General features: G+C 33.0%; 13 protein-coding genes and 1 tRNA gene. 8 read left to right on the plus strand and 6 right to left on the minus strand.

Annotated elements, in window-relative coordinates:
- Positions 1–300: 300 nt before the first annotated feature.
- Together WC223_09090 and WC223_09095 are read right to left on the minus strand one after the other, a co-directional pair.
- Positions 301–1,524, minus strand: coding sequence for a site-specific integrase (locus WC223_09090; protein MFA6924393.1), 1,224 nt, complete (start codon positions 1,522–1,524; stop codon positions 301–303).
- Positions 1,525–1,759: 235 nt separating this feature from the next.
- Positions 1,760–1,844, minus strand: a tRNA-Ser gene (locus WC223_09095).
- 169 nt (positions 1,845–2,013) lie between these two features.
- Here WC223_09095 and WC223_09100 point away from each other — a divergent pair.
- From WC223_09100 to WC223_09120, 5 genes are all read left to right on the plus strand, one after another.
- Positions 2,014–3,489 (plus strand): GWxTD domain-containing protein, encoded by a 1,476-nt coding sequence (locus WC223_09100; GenBank protein MFA6924394.1) that lies wholly within the window; start codon positions 2,014–2,016, stop codon positions 3,487–3,489.
- A 64-nt stretch (positions 3,490–3,553) separates the two neighbouring features.
- A complete protein-coding gene (gene rsmI, locus WC223_09105; protein ID MFA6924395.1) occupies positions 3,554–4,231 on the plus strand; it encodes a 16S rRNA (cytidine(1402)-2'-O)-methyltransferase in 678 nt (225 codons plus the stop codon).
- A gap of 253 nt (positions 4,232–4,484) precedes the next feature.
- Positions 4,485–6,263 carry an aconitase/3-isopropylmalate dehydratase large subunit family protein gene (locus WC223_09110; GenBank protein MFA6924396.1) on the plus strand — a complete coding sequence of 593 codons (1,779 nt, stop codon included), beginning with the start codon at positions 4,485–4,487 and terminating at the stop codon, positions 6,261–6,263.
- 220 nt (positions 6,264–6,483) lie between these two features.
- Positions 6,484–7,416 carry a ribose-phosphate pyrophosphokinase gene (locus tag WC223_09115; GenBank protein MFA6924397.1) on the plus strand — a complete coding sequence of 311 codons (933 nt, stop codon included), beginning with the start codon at positions 6,484–6,486 and terminating at the stop codon, positions 7,414–7,416.
- Between the two features lie 46 nt (positions 7,417–7,462).
- Positions 7,463–8,194, plus strand: coding sequence for a 50S ribosomal protein L25/general stress protein Ctc (locus tag WC223_09120; protein ID MFA6924398.1), 732 nt, complete (start codon positions 7,463–7,465; stop codon positions 8,192–8,194).
- Between the two features lie 241 nt (positions 8,195–8,435).
- On the opposite strand, the gene WC223_09125 is transcribed toward WC223_09120, so the two are convergent.
- The 4 genes from WC223_09125 to WC223_09140 form a co-directional block, all read right to left on the minus strand.
- On the minus strand, positions 8,436–9,515 hold the full coding sequence (locus WC223_09125; GenBank protein ID MFA6924399.1) for an anhydro-N-acetylmuramic acid kinase: 1,080 nt from the start codon (positions 9,513–9,515) through the stop codon (positions 8,436–8,438).
- 106 nt (positions 9,516–9,621) lie between these two features.
- Positions 9,622–10,911, minus strand: coding sequence for a UDP-N-acetylmuramoyl-tripeptide--D-alanyl-D-alanine ligase (murF, locus tag WC223_09130; GenBank protein ID MFA6924400.1), 1,290 nt, complete (start codon positions 10,909–10,911; stop codon positions 9,622–9,624).
- Between the two features lie 112 nt (positions 10,912–11,023).
- Positions 11,024–12,496 (minus strand): SUMF1/EgtB/PvdO family nonheme iron enzyme, encoded by a 1,473-nt coding sequence (locus tag WC223_09135; protein ID MFA6924401.1) that lies wholly within the window; start codon positions 12,494–12,496, stop codon positions 11,024–11,026.
- Positions 12,497–12,521: 25 nt separating this feature from the next.
- Positions 12,522–13,526, minus strand: coding sequence for a PorP/SprF family type IX secretion system membrane protein (locus WC223_09140; GenBank protein MFA6924402.1), 1,005 nt, complete (start codon positions 13,524–13,526; stop codon positions 12,522–12,524).
- A gap of 285 nt (positions 13,527–13,811) precedes the next feature.
- Here WC223_09140 and porU point away from each other — a divergent pair, with 285 nt between their 5' ends.
- The 3 genes from porU to ispF are packed head-to-tail and all read left to right on the plus strand — an operon-like array spanning position 13,812 to position 19,371.
- On the plus strand, positions 13,812–17,636 hold the full coding sequence (porU, locus tag WC223_09145; protein MFA6924403.1) for a type IX secretion system sortase PorU: 3,825 nt from the start codon (positions 13,812–13,814) through the stop codon (positions 17,634–17,636).
- Positions 17,637–17,668: 32 nt separating this feature from the next.
- Entirely contained in the window at positions 17,669–18,850 is a 1,182-nt protein-coding gene (gene porV / locus WC223_09150; GenBank protein MFA6924404.1) for a type IX secretion system outer membrane channel protein PorV, read from the plus strand.
- Between the two features lie 47 nt (positions 18,851–18,897).
- A complete protein-coding gene (gene ispF, locus WC223_09155) occupies positions 18,898–19,371 on the plus strand; it encodes a 2-C-methyl-D-erythritol 2,4-cyclodiphosphate synthase (GenBank protein ID MFA6924405.1) in 474 nt (157 codons plus the stop codon).
- Positions 19,372–19,384 lie beyond the last annotated feature (13 nt).

Below are 19,384 nucleotides of genomic sequence, written 5' to 3' on the forward strand. Positions count from 1 at the left end.
CAGAATACATACCACAAAAATACACATTAGTGCGGTAAAATTCATTTTTTTAGATTATAAACTCCTTATTTTCTGATGTTTGTTTTTTTGGAATTTTAAATTTTTAGCAAATGTCACAACTCAGGACCACTTTTTTCGCCTTTTTCCCAACGGATAGCAAATACATCTTCCCTTCCTTTAAAGATTGTTTTGAAAAGATTTATTTGGCTGCTTGTAACCATTTTTGTTTTGAATATATGTTATTACAAATCCTATCATGGCTTTAAGTTAGCAAAGATATTAATTAAAGAATAATAAACATTACAATGAAATTGTTTCGTATTTACTATAAATCTTCTGCATGTCCTTATTTATAAGGTCATCAATAACACGAGCATATTTTCTTGTCATATTAATACTTGAATGACCAAGCATTTTAGAAACCACTTCCATTGAAACCTGATTAGCTAAAGTTACTGTCGTTGCGAAAGTATGACGTGCAGTATGTGTGCTTAAATTTTTATTTATTCCGCATAAATCAGCTATTTCTTTTAAGTAAGAATTCATTTTTTGATTAGTCAGAACAGGCAAAGCACAACCGCTCTTTATACATTTCGGATGGTTTTTGTATTTTTCTAAGATTTTAATTGCAGGTGTTATTATCGGAACATGACACCAGTTTTTTGTTTTCTGTCTTTTCTTTTTAATCCAAAGTTGATTGTTTATTTCTTCAATGTTTGAATTCATCAGATTTTTTACATCAATAAAAGCCAATCCCGTGAAACAACAAAACAAATAAATATCTTTAACCTGCTGCAAACGCTCAATTTTAAATTCTTTTTTCATTAAAATATTCAGTTCGTCTTCGGTTAAAAAATCCAAATCAACATCATCCATGTGATATTTGATATTAACAAAAGGGTCTGCCTTCATCCACCCGTTAGCCAATGCAATACGAATAATCTTTTTGAAATTTTTTATGTATTTTATTGTTGTATTATTGCAACAGCTTCTCACGGTTTTCATATAATATTCAAAATCAGCTATAAACATTGGTGTAATTTCATTTAAAGACAAATCGTTTCTTTTGTATTTTAGTTTTATAAAATCTTCGATATGCTTGTAGCAAGTGATATATCTTTCAACAGTGGCGGGTGAAAAATCAATATCTGCCAATCCTTTGCACTTCTCATTATGTTCTTTGAAAATTTCGAGGATTGTTTTATTGTTGTTATTTATTCCGAGATAATTGTTGCGAAGTCCATGTGCTGTGAGAAGTTCGTTATGTTCTTCCATTTTAATTTTATGCTCACGTAGCTTTAATTTTATCAATTCAAGATAATCGTTAATATCTCTTGCTTGTTTTGATGTGCCTTTAGCACAGCTATGATTGTTATCCCAAATATCTTCTACTACATCTTTCTGAATTACAAATTCGGCACGTTGTCCGCTAATTGTAATTCGTGCATAAATGGGCAAAGCCCCATTTTTTAAGGTTCTTGTGCGTTTTACAAAAAATAAAACATTGAAAGTTGGTTTTTTCATACTCTTAATTTTAAGTTTACAAAATTACTGTTTAAGAGTAAAATAGAGAAATGCAATATGCTGCTAATCAGCGAAATATTTACTAATTCGGTTGCATTTTTTTGAAAAACTTTTGCAACCGAATTTGCAACCGATTTTTTTCGTTTTAATACATTATTTTGCTTTTCGCAAAAAACAAAAACCACCGATTTTGTTGCAAAATCGGTGGTTTACTTTATTGTGCTTTACTTATCAGCGGAGAGAGAGGGATTCGAACCCCCGGGGCTGTTACACCCAACGGTTTTCAAGACCGCCGCTATCGACCGCTCTGCCATCTCTCCGATGCAAAAGTACAATATATTTCTTCATTACAAAAAAAAACTATTATTTTAACCGATACTTTAATTATTTCAACCGAAAACTAAATTGTTACTACCGTTTACTTAAAACATTTTGCTTATCATTATCAATTTTTATACTTTTGTATAATATAATTAAATTTTATTCACAATGAAAAAGTTACCTTACTTTTCGTTTTTAATGTTCTTTTTATTTTCAAGTTATTCAAATGCAAAGAACATTCAGGCATATTTATCTTATGCCTCTTTTAAATCTTTCCAACAAGGCAGTTATATAGAAACATATCTCGCTATTTCGGCAAATTCTATAAAGTTAGTTAAGAATACCGAAGGAAAATTTCAGGGAAACCTTGAAATCACTTTGATTTTTAAAAAAGATACTACCGTGAAAGCATTTAAAAAATATAATCTTCTGAGTCCAGCCCTCGACGACACAAATTCCGTTTCGTTTAATTTAATTGACCAGCAAAGGTTTTCCTTGCCAAATGGTCAGTATAATTTTGAAATTTTCATAAAAGATAACAATGATAAAAACAGCCATATAAAAACCACCGAACAGATTAATATTGATTTCCCGCAGGATAAAATAAGTATTTCCGACATAGAATTTGTTGCTTCATATAAGTCTGTTGCCGAGCCGACATTATACAGCAAAAACGGATATGACCTTGCACCATACATTTTTGATTATTATCCGCCTAAAACCGAAAAAATTATTTTCTATTCCGAAATTTATAATACCGATAAAGTGCTTGGAGTTAACCAGCAATACCTTTTGAATTATTACATTCAGGTTTATGAAACAAATAAAAAAATATCAGAATACAACATAATTAAAAAACAAAATACAGGTGAATTAAACGTGATATTAAACGAATATCCGATTCAGAGCCTGCCATCGGGAAATTACAATCTTGTAGTTGATGTAATAAATCGCAATAATGAAATTGTTGCAACAAAAAAAATATTTTTTCAGAGAAACAACCCGTCTGTACAAATCAATTTTCAGGATATAGCAGCATTAAATACAGGAAGCAGTTTTGTAAAAAAATATGAAAATGCCGATACTCTTTTTGATTTCCTGAAATCGTTAAGACCTATTTCAACTGATTTGGAAAGAAATTTCTTTGATAATAATTTTAAAAATAAAGACAATGATTTAAAGCTTATGCAGCAATATTTCCTGCGATTCTGGGAAAGCAGAAACCAGCTCAATCCTGAAAAAGCATGGCTTACATATTTTGAAGAAGTAAAAAAAGTTAATGCCGCATATTCATCAAGAATAAGAAAAGGATATGAAACCGACCGCGGTAGAGTTTATCTGCAATACGGACCTCCGAATACGATAACAACATCAGACAAAGAACCAAGTGCTTATCCTTATGAAATATGGCATTATTATAAAATTAAAAATCAATCTAACCGTAAATTCGTTTTCTATAATCCCGATTTGGTAACTAACGACTATGCTTTACTGCATTCGGATGCGACAGGAGAAGTCAATAATTACAACTGGAATTTAATACTCAATAACCGCAATGATAGGAGTATTAGAAACATTGATGATAAAAACGCCGATGACCAATGGGGTGGCAAGTCGCTGGATTATTTTAATCTTCCTCATTAATCATAGCTATTCATAAAATGAAATGTACAAAAAGTAAAATTAACTAAGGATAGAAAAATATTTTATGTCAAAACTATTTATAGTCCCCACTCCTATCGGAAACCTTGAAGATATAACGTTGCGTGCAGTTCGTATTTTGAAAGAAGTGGATTTGCTCTTGGCTGAAGATACCAGAAATACCGGAAAATTGCTTAAGCATTACAATATCGAAACAAAACTTTTTTCGCATCATAAATTCAACGAACATAAAACCGTAAAATCAATTGCAGAAAGAATTGCAAATGGAGAAAATATTGCATTGGTAACTGATGCAGGAACTCCTTCCATCTCGGACCCGGGATTTTTGCTGACCAGAGAATGTATAAATTCCGGAGTTGAAGTCGAATGTTTGCCAGGTGCTACTGCTTTTGTTCCTGCATTAGTAAATTCGGGCTTGCCTTCTGATAATTTTTGTTTTGAAGGATTTTTGCCTCATAAAAAAGGCAGACAAACCAGACTTACCGAACTCAGTAACGAAAAACGCACAATGATTTTTTATGAATCACCATTTAGAATTATTAAAACACTGGAAGATTTCTGTAAATATTTTGGCGATACTCGTAAGGCATCTATATCCAGAGAGTTAACAAAGATTTATGAAGAAACGACAAGAGGGACGCTTCCGCAACTCGCTGATTACTATAAAAGTAAGCCATCGATTAAGGGCGAAATAGTTATTATTGTTGAGGGAATAAAAAAGTAATTTTTTTTATTTCAAAATCTTTTAATACTTTTGACTAACAAGTTCAAAGAACTTTAATTAATTTTTCAAAACTAAAAATAAATTTTGAAAAATTTTCCAAAATAATAATCTTATAAAATAAGTTTTTGGTTACCATACCTGCTTCGAACAGAAAAATAAGAAACAAATTAACTACAAATTTCAAACAGTTTAATTTTTCCTGAGTTATATCAGGTAAATAGTGAAGAATATATTTAATAAAAAATAAATTTTTATGAGTGGTAAAACTTTTGCCGAAAAAATTCTCGGTGCAGAAAAAGGAAGCATCGTTTTTAAAAAGCCCGATATTGTGCTGTCGCATGATAATACGGCAAGCATCAAAGATACATTTGCAAAAATGGGTGGCGACAAAGTTGCAAACCCCGACCAGTTACTGATAGTTCTCGACCATAACGCTCCTCCTACAAATTCAAAACTTGCTAACGACTATCAGAAAATTCGTGAAATTGTAAAATATCAGGGAATAAAAAAGTTTTATGATGCAGGAAAAGGAATTTGCCATCAGATTATTTCTAATTATGCAAAACCAAAAATGCTCATTGTTGGCAGCGACAGTCATACCTGTACCGCCGGAGCATTTAACGCTTTTGCTGCCGGCATTGACCGTACCGAAACTGCAGGACTATGGAAACAAGGCGAAACATGGTTCAGAGTTCCTGAGTCAATTAAAATAACATTAAAAGGAAGATTAAGCAAAAATGTTTTTGCAAAAGACCTTGCTTTATGGGTTGTCGGAATGCTCGGTGCAAGCGGTGCCGATTATATGTCGGTTGAATATCATGGCGACGGCGTGAGGTCACTTTCTATGTCCGATAGAATGACAATTGCAAACCTTGCTTCCGAAATGGGAGCTAAAAATGCTGTGTTTCCTGCCGATGAAGTGTTGTATAAATTTTATGGTAAAATAATTGAAGGAATCTGGGCTGACAATGATGCTGAATATTTTAAAGAATATGAAATAAATCTCAATGAAATATTTCCTGTGGTTTCTGCTCCTCACAATGTTGACAATGTTAAAGCCGTGTCGGAAGTTGAAAGAACAAAAATACAACAGGCAGTTATAGGAACGTGCACAAACGGAAGAATTGAAGATATAAGAATAGCTGCAAGAATTATCGGAACTAAAAAAATTCCGGAAGGATTGCAATTGCTCATAATTCCTGCTTCACAGAAAATATATATACAGGCAATAGAAGAAGGTTTGTTTCAGAAATTAGTAAAAGCAGGAGCAAATATTCTTTCACCTTCGTGCGGTCCATGTTTGGGCACCGGACAGGGAATTCCTGCCGATGGATTCAACGTAATTTCTACTGCCAACCGTAATTTTCTCGGCAGAATGGGAAATGATAAAGCAAATATTTATCTGGCATCACCTGCTACAGTTGCCATTTCAGCTTTAAAAGGCGAAATAACCGACCCGAGAGGAATTAAAGCAGAAGATAAATTTCCATTTATACAAGAACAAAGCAAAACCGTTGCTATTAAAAAAGGTGAAAACAGAAAATCGGGAAACGTATGGAACTATTCCGACATAGATAACCTCAATACTGACCAAATGTTTGCAGGAAATCTCACGTACAACATTAATAGTTCGGAAGGTGATAAAATTATACCTCATTTATTTAAAGGATTTGATGATAGTTTTTCTGATAATGTGAAAGAAGGCGACATAATTATTGCCGGTGCTAACTTCGGTTGCGGAAGCTCAAGAGAGCATCCTTCGGTAGGATTGGCTTTTGCAGGAATGAAAGCTGTAATATGCAAATCTGTTAACAGAATATTTTATCGCTCTTCCGTAAATCAGGGACTACCTATTATTGTTCTACCCGAAGCGGTTAGCAATTATAAACAAAACGATAATGTTGATGTTGATTTTTCGAAAGGCATTGTGAAAATAAATGAAAACGAATTCAGATTTAGCCCTCTTCCATCAAAACTTGTCGGCATCTTTAAAGCAAAAGGGTTGGTGAATTGGGTGAAGAATAATGCTTAATAAGTTGCTGGATGTCAGAAAATTTAGGAATTATGGTTTTAGATTTGAAAAACAATTCAGCAATTTAACAATTAAACAATTTAGCAACATCTTCTTCTTCCTAATGACAAATGACATAATGACTATTGTCTTTAAAACAAGTTTGCAGTTTTCAAAATTATTCTTACCTTTGCAGCCCTTAATTAAAATCTTTTAGAAAAAGAATAAAATAAAAACATATATGTCATCAAACGCAAAAATATTTTCTTGCACATCTTCAAAGATTTTAGGCGAAAAAATTTCTTTATGTTTTGGGCAAAATCCGGGGAAAATAATATTCAACGAATTTAGTGACGGTGAATGCCGTCCTGCATTTGAAGAAACTGTAAGAGGCAACAACTTATATATAATTCAATCTACAAACCCGCCTGCCGATAATCTTTTTGAACTTTTACTTGTTGTTGATGCAGCGAAAAGAGCTTCTGCTCAGGAAATTGTAGCAGTTATTCCTTATTTCGGTTACGCTAGACAGGACAGAAAAGACAGACCGAGAGTGCCAATAAGTTCAAAACTCGTTGCGAATTTATTGACAGCTGCGGGTGTTACAAGAATAATCACAATGGATTTACATGCCGACCAGATTCAAGGTTTTTTTGATGTACCTGTTGACCATTTATATGCATCGGCAATATTTTTACCCGATATAATAAAACTTAGTTTACCTAATACAACAATGGCATCTCCCGATGTTGGCGGAACAAGAAGAGCTGCTGCTTATGCAAAAGTCCTTAAGGTTGATTTTGCTTTGATTTATAAGCAAAGAGGAAAACCTAATGTTATTGAAAAAATGATACCTATAGGCGAAATAGAAGGAAAAGACATAATAATGATTGATGATATTATTGATACCGGCGGAACAATAGCTAAAGCTGCTGATGTATTTATTGAGCACGGAGCAAAATCTGTTCGGGCTTACTGCACCCATCCCGTACTTTCGGGAAATGCTTTTGAGAAAATCGAGAATTCAAAACTCACAGAAATGGTGGTTTGTGATACATTACCTTTAAAGGAAAAATGCAGTAAAATAAGAGTCATATCTGTTGCAAATCTTTTTGCTGATGTAATTAAAAATATTGAAAAGAATGAATCTATTAGTGCACATTTTGCATTTTAAATGAATATTATTTTAATTATTTATAAACTTAAAACTTAAATAACAAATGGAAACAGTATCTATTAGCGGTTCTCCACGCGAGAACGTAGGGAAAAAAGATGCTAAGGCATTGCGAAATCAGGGGAAAATCCCTTGTGTATTATACGGAGGTAAAGAACAAGTTCATTTTGCTACAGAAGAAAAAGAACTTAAAAAAATAGTTTATACTCCAAACTCATACTCAGTTGACATAAATGTTGGCGGAAATAAATATAATGCAATAATGCAGGATATACAATTTCACCCTGTTTCCGATAAAATTATTCATGTCGATTTTAAGGAAGTCGTTCCGGGAAAAGCTCTCATAACTTATTTGCCTGTGAGAAATCATGGCGTTCCCAAAGGTGTTTTAAACGGAGGACGGCTTATTGCAAATTACAGAAAAGTTAAAGTTAAAGCACTACCCGAACATTTACCTGATGGAATTGACTTGAATATTGACGGTCTTGATATTGGAGATTCCATTAAAGTTTCGGATTTGAAAGTAGAAAATGTTACTTTTCTCGACCCAAAAACTGACTTGGTAACAGGTGTCAGAGTTACACGACTTGTTGTTGAAGAAACACCTGCTGATGCAGCCGTTGCTGCAACTGCCGAAGGTGCCGCCGCCGCTCCTGGTGCTGCCGCTCCAACTGCTCCTGGTGCTGCTCCAGCCACTCCTGGTGCTGCTCCAGCTGCTGCCACACCACCTACCGATAAGGATAAAGGAAAAGACAAAGGAAAGAAAAAAGACAAATAATACAATTCTCTAAAAGAAAAACGTCAATATTTGCAATATAGACAAAAGTTTTTCTAACATTAAAAACCCCGAATTTGAATAAAAACAATCAAATTCGGGGTTTTATTAATCAGTGTCTGTCCATAAAGTCGAGAGTTTGGTTCAGAATGTCCGAGTTCGAGGCTTTCGAAGTTTTAAAAATCAGGAGTTTACTATAGTAAATGACTGATTTTTGAAACGAGAATAACGAAGAAATAGGACATTATGGACAAACTCTAATTAAAAAAACTGTTCCGCCAACATTATCTTTTTTTGCACCTGTAACTGATTTAAGGCAGTTTATTTCATTGCGTATCCGTAAAACTCCAAGAAAAGCGAAGATTAACGCTTCTTTAAAATCAATAATTTTTTTGTCGGGAATTATAATTTTCGATTTTGAAAATTCTCTGATTTTACTTAATAAATATTTATTATGAGTTCCTCCACCGGTAACAAGAGTTTTTAATTTTTTATTATTTTCAAAATTTATAATATTTGAAATCTGCACCGCAATATGTTCGCAAAAAGTTTTTAGTTTATCTTCAACAGATATATTTGTTTTTTTCAATAGGGGAAAAATATTTTTTTCGAGCCATTCAATACCGAGCGATTTTGGAGGTAGGGTTTTATAATATCCTATGCGATTCAATTCATTTAATAAGTTTTTATTTATTTTTCCTGATGCCGCAATTTCACCATTTTCATCAAATTCTTTATTCAGTTGTGATGCAAGATTATTTAAAACAATGTTGGCGGGACAAATATCAAATGCGATTCTATGTCCATTTTTATCAAATGAAATATTTGAAATACCGCCTATATTCAAACAAAAATCATATTCATAAAAAAGCATTTTATCGCCTATGGGAACAAGTGGCGCACCTTGTCCACCAAGAGCCACGTCAAGCGTTCTGAAATCGCAAACCACATTTACACCACATTCAGCAGCTATTGCTGCTCCGTTGCCAATCTGAAAAGTAAGTTTTTTTTCAGGCTGATGAAAAATTGTATGTCCGTGTGAAGAAATAAAATCGGGTTTAATTTTATTTTTTTCTATAAAATCTTTAACAATCCTCCCTGTATATCTTCCGTATTCATTATGAATTTGAATAAATTCAAGAGAATTACTTTTGTTCAGATTTTTAAGTATTTTTCCCCATTCACAGGAATATTTAATTGTTTCAGCATTAAGAATCTTAAACGACCAAAAATTATTTTCAAAAGTGAAATTACAAAAAGCCAAATCCATTCCATCAAGGGAGGTTCCCGACATCAAACCGATAACATTATATTCGGATTTCATTGTTATTTAATCTTTCTTAAAATTTTTTATTGAAGTACGAGATTTGAGGTTTGAAGTGTGAAAAAAATAAATTTTACTGTTCATACCTCCTACATCTTACTTCTTTTTAAAAAACCCCAACAAGTTTTTCCAGTTTTATTCCTCTCGAACCTTTTATAAAGATTGTTGAATTTTCAATATTGTTTGTTTTAAGCCAAGTTAATGCCTCATCAACGTTTTCAATAGTTTTAAATTCGGGGACCTTATTAATTTTTGAAAAAATATTTCCTATTAAAAAAACATTTTTAACATTATTTTCTAATAAAAAAGAAATTATTTTTTCGTGTTCTTCTTCACTGTATTTACCAAGTTCGAGCATATCGCCAATAATAAAAATCTTATTTTCATATTTCATTTTAATAAAGTTTTCCAGTGCCACTTTCATGCTTGAAGGATTTGCATTATATGCATCAAGAATAAGTAAATTATTTTCTGTTTTTAAAATCTGAGAACGATTATTTTGCGGTTCATATTTTTCAATTGCTGTTTTTATTTTTTCTATTTCCACACCGAAATAATTTCCAATAAAAGCAGCGGCTAAAATATTTTCGAAATTATATTCACCTATAAGTTTTGTTTTAATTTCCTCCTTTTCATTTTCTATTTCAATTAAAATATCAATTAATGGTTCGGTACCGAGCAATTTTCCTTTGAATTCGCCTGTGTCTTTACTATAGAAAACTTTTTTCGGAATATTTTCCGATGCAGCAACAAGCAAAGTGTTATCAGCATTAACGAACACAGTTCCGTTATTATTCTTTAAAAATTCGTAGAGTTCGGTTTTTGCTTTAACAACATTTTCAAAACTTCCGAATCCTTCGAGGTGTGCTTTTCCTATATTTGTTATTATTCCGTAGTCGGGCTGAGCAATATCGCATAAATCGGCTATTTCGGAAATATGATTGGCGCCCATTTCAATAATTGCAATTTCATGTTCATCTCTTACCGATAAAATAGTCAATGGTACGCCTATGTGGTTATTAAAATTACCAACCGTAGCTATAACTTTATATTCCTTGCATAGTATGGTATTGATAAGTTCTTTGGTTGTTGTTTTACCGTTTGTACCTGTAATCCCTATGACAGGAATGTCAATATTTTTTCTGTGATATTTTGCAAGTTCCTGAAGGGTTTTTAAAGTGTTGTCAACCAGAATAAATCTTTCATCTTTTTTATAAACCGAATCATCAATAACTGCATATTTACATCCCTTTTCCAATGCGGTTTCCGTAAATTTATTTCCATTAAAGTTTTCTCCTTTTAAAGCAAAAAATATTGAATCTCCAACTATGCTGCGACTATCGGTGCATATTACAGGAAAATCCAAATAAAGAGAATACAAATCTTTTATTTCCATAATCCATATATTTATAACTTATACTTTCAACGATTTTTACTCTTGCAATTAGTATTAAAAAAAAACCCCAGACAAAGGTAATATCCGGGGTTGAATTTTAAAAGTTATTTTTTTAAAAACCTGTAGGGCTGCCTACTCTTGTCATTGCGCATCTGAATCCGATATAGTCAGCAGCTTGTTTTTCGTCAAGGAATCTTCTTGTTCCGGGAGATATCCAGTAAATCCTATCTCTCCAGCTACCACCCTTGTAAACTCTTGCTTTATCATTAATTAAAGAAGTTGAGCCATAATCATACATCCATTTTTCTTGTGGTTCATCCTTTTTATCTTCCTTATCATAAAAAATACTTGAATTATAATCTCCATCGAGGTAATTTATATTATCAGCTTTTTTATAATTCCTTCTTTCATTTGTTTCAGATGAATCAACATCTCTCCATTTAATTCTTCCCAAACTGTCTTTTTCGGCTATGTTTCCTTCTTCATCTCTTTGCTGAGTTTGAAATCTAGTTCCTCTGAAAGGACGGAAATCGGAAAAGTCCTCAGGAGAAAGCGGACGATATACATCCATTACCCATTCGGAAACATTTCCACCCATTCCGTACAATCCATAATCGTTTGGCCAATAAGCTGTAACAGGAGATGTAACATCAGCATTATCGTTAAGATGCCCTGCAACACCCATGTAATCGCCTCTGCCACGCATTGTGTTGGCAAAAAATTCACCTAAATATTTATCACTTGGATTTCTAACTCCGTGTCCGTTCCAAGGATATAATCTTCGTTCAGTAATACGTTCATAAATTGTATTTCCAATAAGACCTAATGCTGCAAATTCCCATTCTGCTTCGGTTGGTAAACGGTATTTCGGTAAAAATATTCCGTCTTCAACTCTTACTTTTCTTGTTCCTGTGCCATTTGGGTTGAGGTCTATAAGGTCGCTTTTCACCAATCCTTCATATTGTCCGGCAAGATATGCTTCGGTGTTAAAGTTTTCTTCATTTTGCTGATTCGGGTCTAATTTCAATATACCTTCTCTTACAAGAATCATCTCATTAACTCTGTCGGTTCTCCACTGGCAATAATCACTTGCCTGCAGCCAGTTAGTACCTACAACAGGATATTCTCGGTATGCAGGATGGCGGAAATAATATTCAACATAAGGTTCGTTATATGCAAGTTTATCGCGCCATACAAGTGAATCAGGTCTTGCTTTCTTTATTACTTCAGGATAATCTGCACCAAATACTCTGGTAAGCCAGAATAAATATTCTCCATAATCAAGATTTGTAACTTCAGTTTCATCTAAATAGAATGAAGATACAGTAACTCTTCTTGGTATATTGTTCCAGTCATAAAGCACATCCTGTTCGGTTCTGCCCATTGCAAAAGTACCGCCTTCAATAAGAATAAGACCAGGTCCTGTTTCCTGTTCTTCATAAGGAACAACTTCAAATCCGCCGTATTTAGGGTTATTATATTCCCATCCGGTAGTATTTGAAACAGATTTTTTGCATGATGTATAAATCATAGCCGAAAGTGCTACTACCAGCAAAACAGATAATTTATAATACTTTTTTTTCATAATTGTTTGAATTTTAGTATTAATATTAAAATGAAGGACACATAATTACTCTTGCTCTTTTCCTCTTGGGACTGCATGGGAACATCATTGATAAAGAAATTTCGTGTGCTCCTGCTGTAGCTGTAGTTAAAGAAGAAATAGTTAAATCATAACTGTATCCGAATTTAAAACTGTTCTGAATAAAACCAATCATTAGAATAAATGCATCAGCATTTTCGGGGCATTGTCTGAACCATACTCCTCCAACTGCAGGATATTTTGTAACATAAAAGCCATAATTAAACTGGCTGAATTCGCCCTGACGCTGATATACAATATTAGGTGAAAATACAGGGTCTTCAGGTTTCAGCTTTTTTCTGTGTTTTCTTCTCTTGCTTTCCATAGGAACAATAGTTCCTATATGTACTGTATATTTTCTTGGAAGAATACTCTGTTGCTGGAAGAATGTTTCATTCGGTTCCATAAAGTGATGAACTGCAACACCGCCGTAAAACAAATCGGAATATCCGAGTATTCCTGCTGAAAAATCGGGATATGCAATTCTGGTATCAATTTTCTTTTCAGTAGTTTGATTAATAAATCCCAACATGGGATTAATCATATCGGGCCATGTAAGCTTATCCCAATCAAGAGATTTTTGCACATAAGTTGCTTGTAATGCTGCTTTAATTGAAAAATTTTTGGAAATTTCCCCTCTGTATGAATACATGAAACTTGCAGAAGTAGTGTTAATTGTTCCCTCACCGGCTCTATCGTTATATATTAAAATACCAATTCCGCCGAACAAGTTATTTACATGCTGGTCATAAGAAGCACTATAAGTTACAAATGTTCCCGGAATATTAGGCCATTGGTCACGGAAATTAAAAACCATCCTCGGGCACATAATTGAACCTGCAAAAGCAGGATTAAGATAGAGGGGATTAGCATAATACTGAGTAAATTCAGGATCCTGCGAAAAACTTTCTTCAGTATTAAATGTAAGATATGCAATGGATATTATAATTATGTATGTAATTCTTTTGAACATAAATTTTTTTATTTCAGGTTACAATAATACAAAAATTAATATTAAAAAAACAAATTTTAAATAAAAACAATAAAAATTATTAAAACTCGTTTTACCTAAAATCAAATAAATTATTGTCTTTTATACATAAATCATTAGAATTAGGTTACAAAAATTTAAGCATATTTTATTTAAAATTGTTCTTGCAAAAATACAAACATTTTATAAAGATACTCGAAAATTAATGATAATTTATTTAAATTTATCTAAAAAACAACAAATTTAAACGAAAAAAAACACATTAAAATGATAAAACGACTATATATATTAATACTAACACTATCTTTTTTCGAATATACACTTGCTTTTACAAAACTAATAAAAAAAGAATTAAGTTGGAACATTCATCAGGAAAAATTTTCAGATGACTTCAAAATAAACCTTCTTTATTTTAATGATGCCACATACAATGAGTTTAACCTGCCTGTTTTTAACGAAAGAATAGATGCTGAAAGCCCGGATGTTAAAGTAATGACAAAATTATATAATGAAACATATGTTCCTTTTACCGATGCAGAGCTTAAACAAATCAATAACCTTGATAAAATAACCGGGGATATATCAATAAAATCAAATGTTTTAATTGAAAGAAAAATTCCATACATACTTGTTTCTTTTGTTCCCATCAGAAAAAATCCAACAACAAATAAATTAGAAAAGTTAGTTTCATTCGAATTATCAATAGAAATAACGCCTGTCTATTCTGCTAAAGCAGGTAAAATGAGACATACATACACTCAAAATTCAGTTCTTGCTTCAGGCAGGTGGTATAAAATAGGAACATATTACAACGGCATATATAAATTAACTTACAACGACCTTGTGAGACTTGGAATTGATGTTACTTCAATCAACCCGAAAAACATAAGAGTTTATGGCAATGGAGGCGGCATGCTGCCTGAAGACAATTCATCCTCCCGACCTGATGATTTAATTGAAAATGCAATATTTGTAAGCGGCGAAAGTGATGGTAAATTTGATGCAGGTGATTATATTTTATTTTACGGACAATCGCCACACAAATGGTCTTACAATATTTCATCGGAAAAGTTCACTCATTATAATAATATTTATTCAGACGAAACTTATTATTTTCTCACAACTGACATTGGAGCGGGAAAAAGAGTTACGGTGCAAACTTCAAGCACTTCAACTCCTACAAATACAGTAACTACTTTTAATGATTTTTCATATCATGAAAAAGATTCTTTAAATCTCATAAAATCGGGCAAAGCATGGTATGGCGAATATTTTGATTTGATAAACTCATACAGCTTTTCCTTTTCTTTTCCTAATATTGATGCAAATTCTGATGTAAGAGTTAATACAAAAATTGCAGGAAAAACTTTTAGCGGAAATGCAGTTTTTGAAATAAATGCAAATGGGAAAGACACAATAATAACAACGGGAGTATGTAGTGATGTTGAATTTGCTAAAGACGGCTATTCGGAAATGTTTTTTAAAACTCCGTCATCAACAATTTTTACTAATGTCTCTATGCTAAGTTCGAACACAACGGGTTGGCTCGATTATATTGAGGTTAATGCAAGAAGAAATCTTATAATGTCAGGAAATCAGCTTTCCTTCAGAGATGCCTTGTCGACAGGCACAGGTAATATTTCCGAATTTCATTTGTCAACTTCAAATCCTAACCTTACTATATGGGACATAACAAATCTCTTCGAACCTAAAGCACAGGAAACAACTTATAATTCAGGAGCTTTAACTTTCAGGTTAGCAAACGACTCGCTTAAAGAATTCATAGCTTTCAACGGTACATTTTATTATACGGCAAATCTTCTTGGTTCCGTAGCAAATCAAAACTTACATTCATTAAGTAAAATTGATTTTGTAATAGTGGCACCTCAGACGTTTTTAAGCGAAGCCAACAGATTAGCCGAATTTCGCAGAAACAACGACAACTTTAGTGTAGCCGTAGTAAGTACACAGCAAGTATATAATGAGTTTTCATCGGGTTCACAGGATGTTTCGGCAATACGAGATTTTATAAAAATGCTGTATGATAAAGCCTCATCACAAAATGAACTGCCCAAGTACCTTTTATTATTTGGTGATGGTTCTTATGATTATAAAAGTCGGATAAAAAACAATACAAATTATGTTCCTGCTTATGAAGCTGCAAGTTCCCTCTCATCAACCAATTCTTATGTTTCAGATGATTTTTATGCTTTACTTGATGACAACGAAGGAGCAGATGCGTATGGTTATATTGATGTAGGAGGAGGTCGTTTCCCTGTCACTTCTATTGATGAAGCAAAAAATGCAGTTGACAAAGTTATCAGATATTCGGTAAAATATAATGAGCTTCAAGCTTCCAGCAACGATTGTTCTTCATCAAACGACATATCAAATTATGCCGAATGGAGAAACATAATTTGTTTTGCAGCCGATGATGAAGACGACAATGTGCATCTTAATCAGGCGGAACAGATTACTAAATACATAGATGCCACTTATAAAAATTTCAACATTGAAAAAATATATTTTGATTCATATAAGCAGGAGTCGACTCCCGGAGGACAACGATATCCTGGAGTTACAGATGCCATTAACCAAAAAATTGAAAAAGGAACTTTAATAATTAATTATATAGGGCATGGAGGTCAGTTGGGCTGGGCACACGAACGTGTTTTGGAAATTTCGGATATAAACAGTTGGAAAAATTATTATAATATGCCTGTATTCATTACCGCCACATGCGAATTCAGCTATTATGACAACCCCGACCAAGTATCAGCAGGAGAATATGTGTTTTTAAATCCAAGCGGAGGCGGAGTAGCTTTATTTACAACAACCCGCTTGGCTTATTCACAGTCAAACTATGTGCTGAATATGAATTTTTATGAAAATGCTTTCAATAAAATGAGTGATGGCAGATATCCGCGACTTGGCGATATAGTAAGGTTAGCTAAAGGAATGTCAGGAATAAGTGTTAATAACAAAATATTTACAATTTTGGGGGACCCTTCGCTGGAAATAAGTTTACCCAAATATGAAGTTAACACTACTCCTTTCTCCGATACTTTAAAAGCACTTTCCAAAGTTACTATACAGGGTATTTTATCTGATACAGCCGGACAACCGCTCAACAATTTCAACGGTATTATTTACCCTACCGTATATGATAAGTATTCAACAGTATCAACACTTGGACAAGATGAGCACAGTTCAATAACAAATTTCAAAATTCAGAAAAATGTATTATATAAAGGAAAGGTTTCTGTAACAAACGGAAATTATAAATTTACATTTATTGTTCCAAAAGACATATCTTATCAATATGGAAACGGAAAACTAAGCTATTATGCGAATAATCAATACGATGATGCTAAGGGATATAATAAAAACATAATAGTTGGTGGCTCTAATAATAATGCTCCACCGGATAACAGCGGACCAAATATTAACTTATTTCTTAATAATGATAAATTTGTTTTCGGTGGCATTACAAATGAAAATCCTATTTTGCTTGCTTTTTTAAGTGATTCTAACGGGATAAATACTGTAGGTAACGGAATAGGACACGATGTTGTGGCAACCATCGATGATAATACCGAAAATTCATTTGTTTTGAACGATTTTTATGAAGCTTCCCTTAACAGTTACCAGAAAGGTACAATTCGTTACCAATTCAATGATTTGTCTGAAGGCAAGCACAAACTCAAATTAAAGGTATGGGATACATACAACAATTCATCCGAAGCATATACTGAATTTATTGTTGCCAAATCGGCAGAGATAAAACTCGAGCATGTTTTAAATTATCCCAATCCTTTTACAACACATACTTCATTTTATTTTGAACATAATCAACCTTGCTGCGGATTGGATGTACAAGTAAAAATATTTACAGTTTCAGGTAAATTAATTAAAACAATTGATAAATCGGTTGAAACGGAAGGTTTCAGAGTTGACTTCGACCAAATCACATGGGATGGAACCGATGATTACGGAGATAAAGTCGGAAGAGGTGTATATATTTATCATTTGAAAGTTCGCTCGAATAATGGCTCTGTTGCTGAAAAATATGAAAAATTAGTTATATTATAAAATATTTTTTATATATTTGCGTTTATATAAATATGAAACTTTTTTTAAAAATAAACTTCTTACTTTTATTCTTGCTTATAATAGCTGTAAAAAGTGGATATTCGCAAATATCAACCAGTGAATTAGCAGGACAGGTTAATACTATTACAACTGCAGTACCTTTTCTGCTTATCGCTCCCGATGCAAGAGCCGGAGGAATGGGCGATGGCGGTGTTTCTTCTCTTCCTGATGTAAATTCAAATCACTGGAATGCCTCAAAATTCGCATTTATTGATAAAAACATGGGGTTCGGTATCTCATATAGTCCATGGCTCAGAGCATTGGTTCCCGATATCAATCTTGCTTACATTTCGGGTTATAAACGATTGGATAAAATGCAAACTATCAGTGCTTCATTATTATATTTTTCACTTGGTGATATAACATTTACCGATTTTGTTGGAAATGTTACAGGACAATACAGGCCTAATGAATTTGCGGTGGACATAGCATATTCAAGAAAACTTTCCGAAGATTTTTCAGGTGGAATTGCTTTTCGCTATATTTACTCAAATTTAACAAGCGGACAATTTGTAGGAAGCCAGTCAACTCACCCTGGACAATCAGTTGCAGCCGATATTTCATCTTATTATCATAAAAAAATAACTATAGCAAAACAAGATGCAGTTTTCGCTGCCGGAATTAATATTTCAAACATAGGTGCAAAAATTTCATATACACAATCAAAAGAAAGAGATTTTATTCCGATTAATCTTAAAATAGGACCTTCACTTTCAATGAATCTTGACGAATACAACACAATAAATTTTCTTGTTGATTTGAATAAATTATTAGTACCTACACCAAATCCCGATTCCATCACACACAGATTACCCGATGTATCTATTGTTAACGGAATTTTTCATTCATTTTCCGATGCACCAGGAGGAGGTAAGGAAGAACTACATGAAATAACTTATTCCGTTGGATTAGAATATTGGTATGACAAGCAATTTGCAATCAGAGGAGGTTATTTCTACGAAAATCCCACAAAAGGAAATCGTCAGTTTTTTACACTCGGTGCTGGTATTAAGTATAGTGTTTTCGGTTTGGATTTTGCATACTTGATTCCTGCTTCATCAGAAGTTAAAAGTCCTCTTGCTAATACTCTCCGATTCTCTTTAACATTCGATTTTGAAGCATTTAAAGAACAAAATAAAGACAAGAGCAATTAATCAGCACTTATAGTTATTCTTTCTTTTCCTTTTAAAACATTATAATAATGAAACCCAGAATCGGCTTTGGATTTGATGTTCATAAATTAGTTAAAAAAAGAGATTTTTATTTAGGTGGAATAAAAATCGAATATTATAAAGGTGCACTCGGTCATTCCGATGCCGATGTTTTAATTCATTCCATCTGCGATGCTCTTCTCGGTGCTGCAAACCTGCGCGACATCGGCTTTCACTTTCCCGACAGTTCGGCTGAATATAAAAATATTGACAGCAGAATTCTTTTGAAAAAAGTTGTAAAACTCCTTAAAGAAAAAAAATACAAAATCGGAAACATTGATTCTACAATTTGTTTGCAAAATCCTAAAATCGGTGAATATATTCCTCAAATAAAAAAAGTATTATTGGAAATTATTGAAATCCCCGAAGATGATATTTCCATTAAAGCTACTACTACTGAAAAATTAGGATACATAGGTCGCGGAGAAGGCGTTTCAGCATATTCGGTAGTACTTATACAATAGTAAAATCGTGAAG

The sequence above is a fragment of the Bacteroidales bacterium genome (assembly GCA_041671145.1).
Taxonomy (GTDB): domain Bacteria; phylum Bacteroidota; class Bacteroidia; order Bacteroidales; family JAHJDW01; genus JAQUPB01.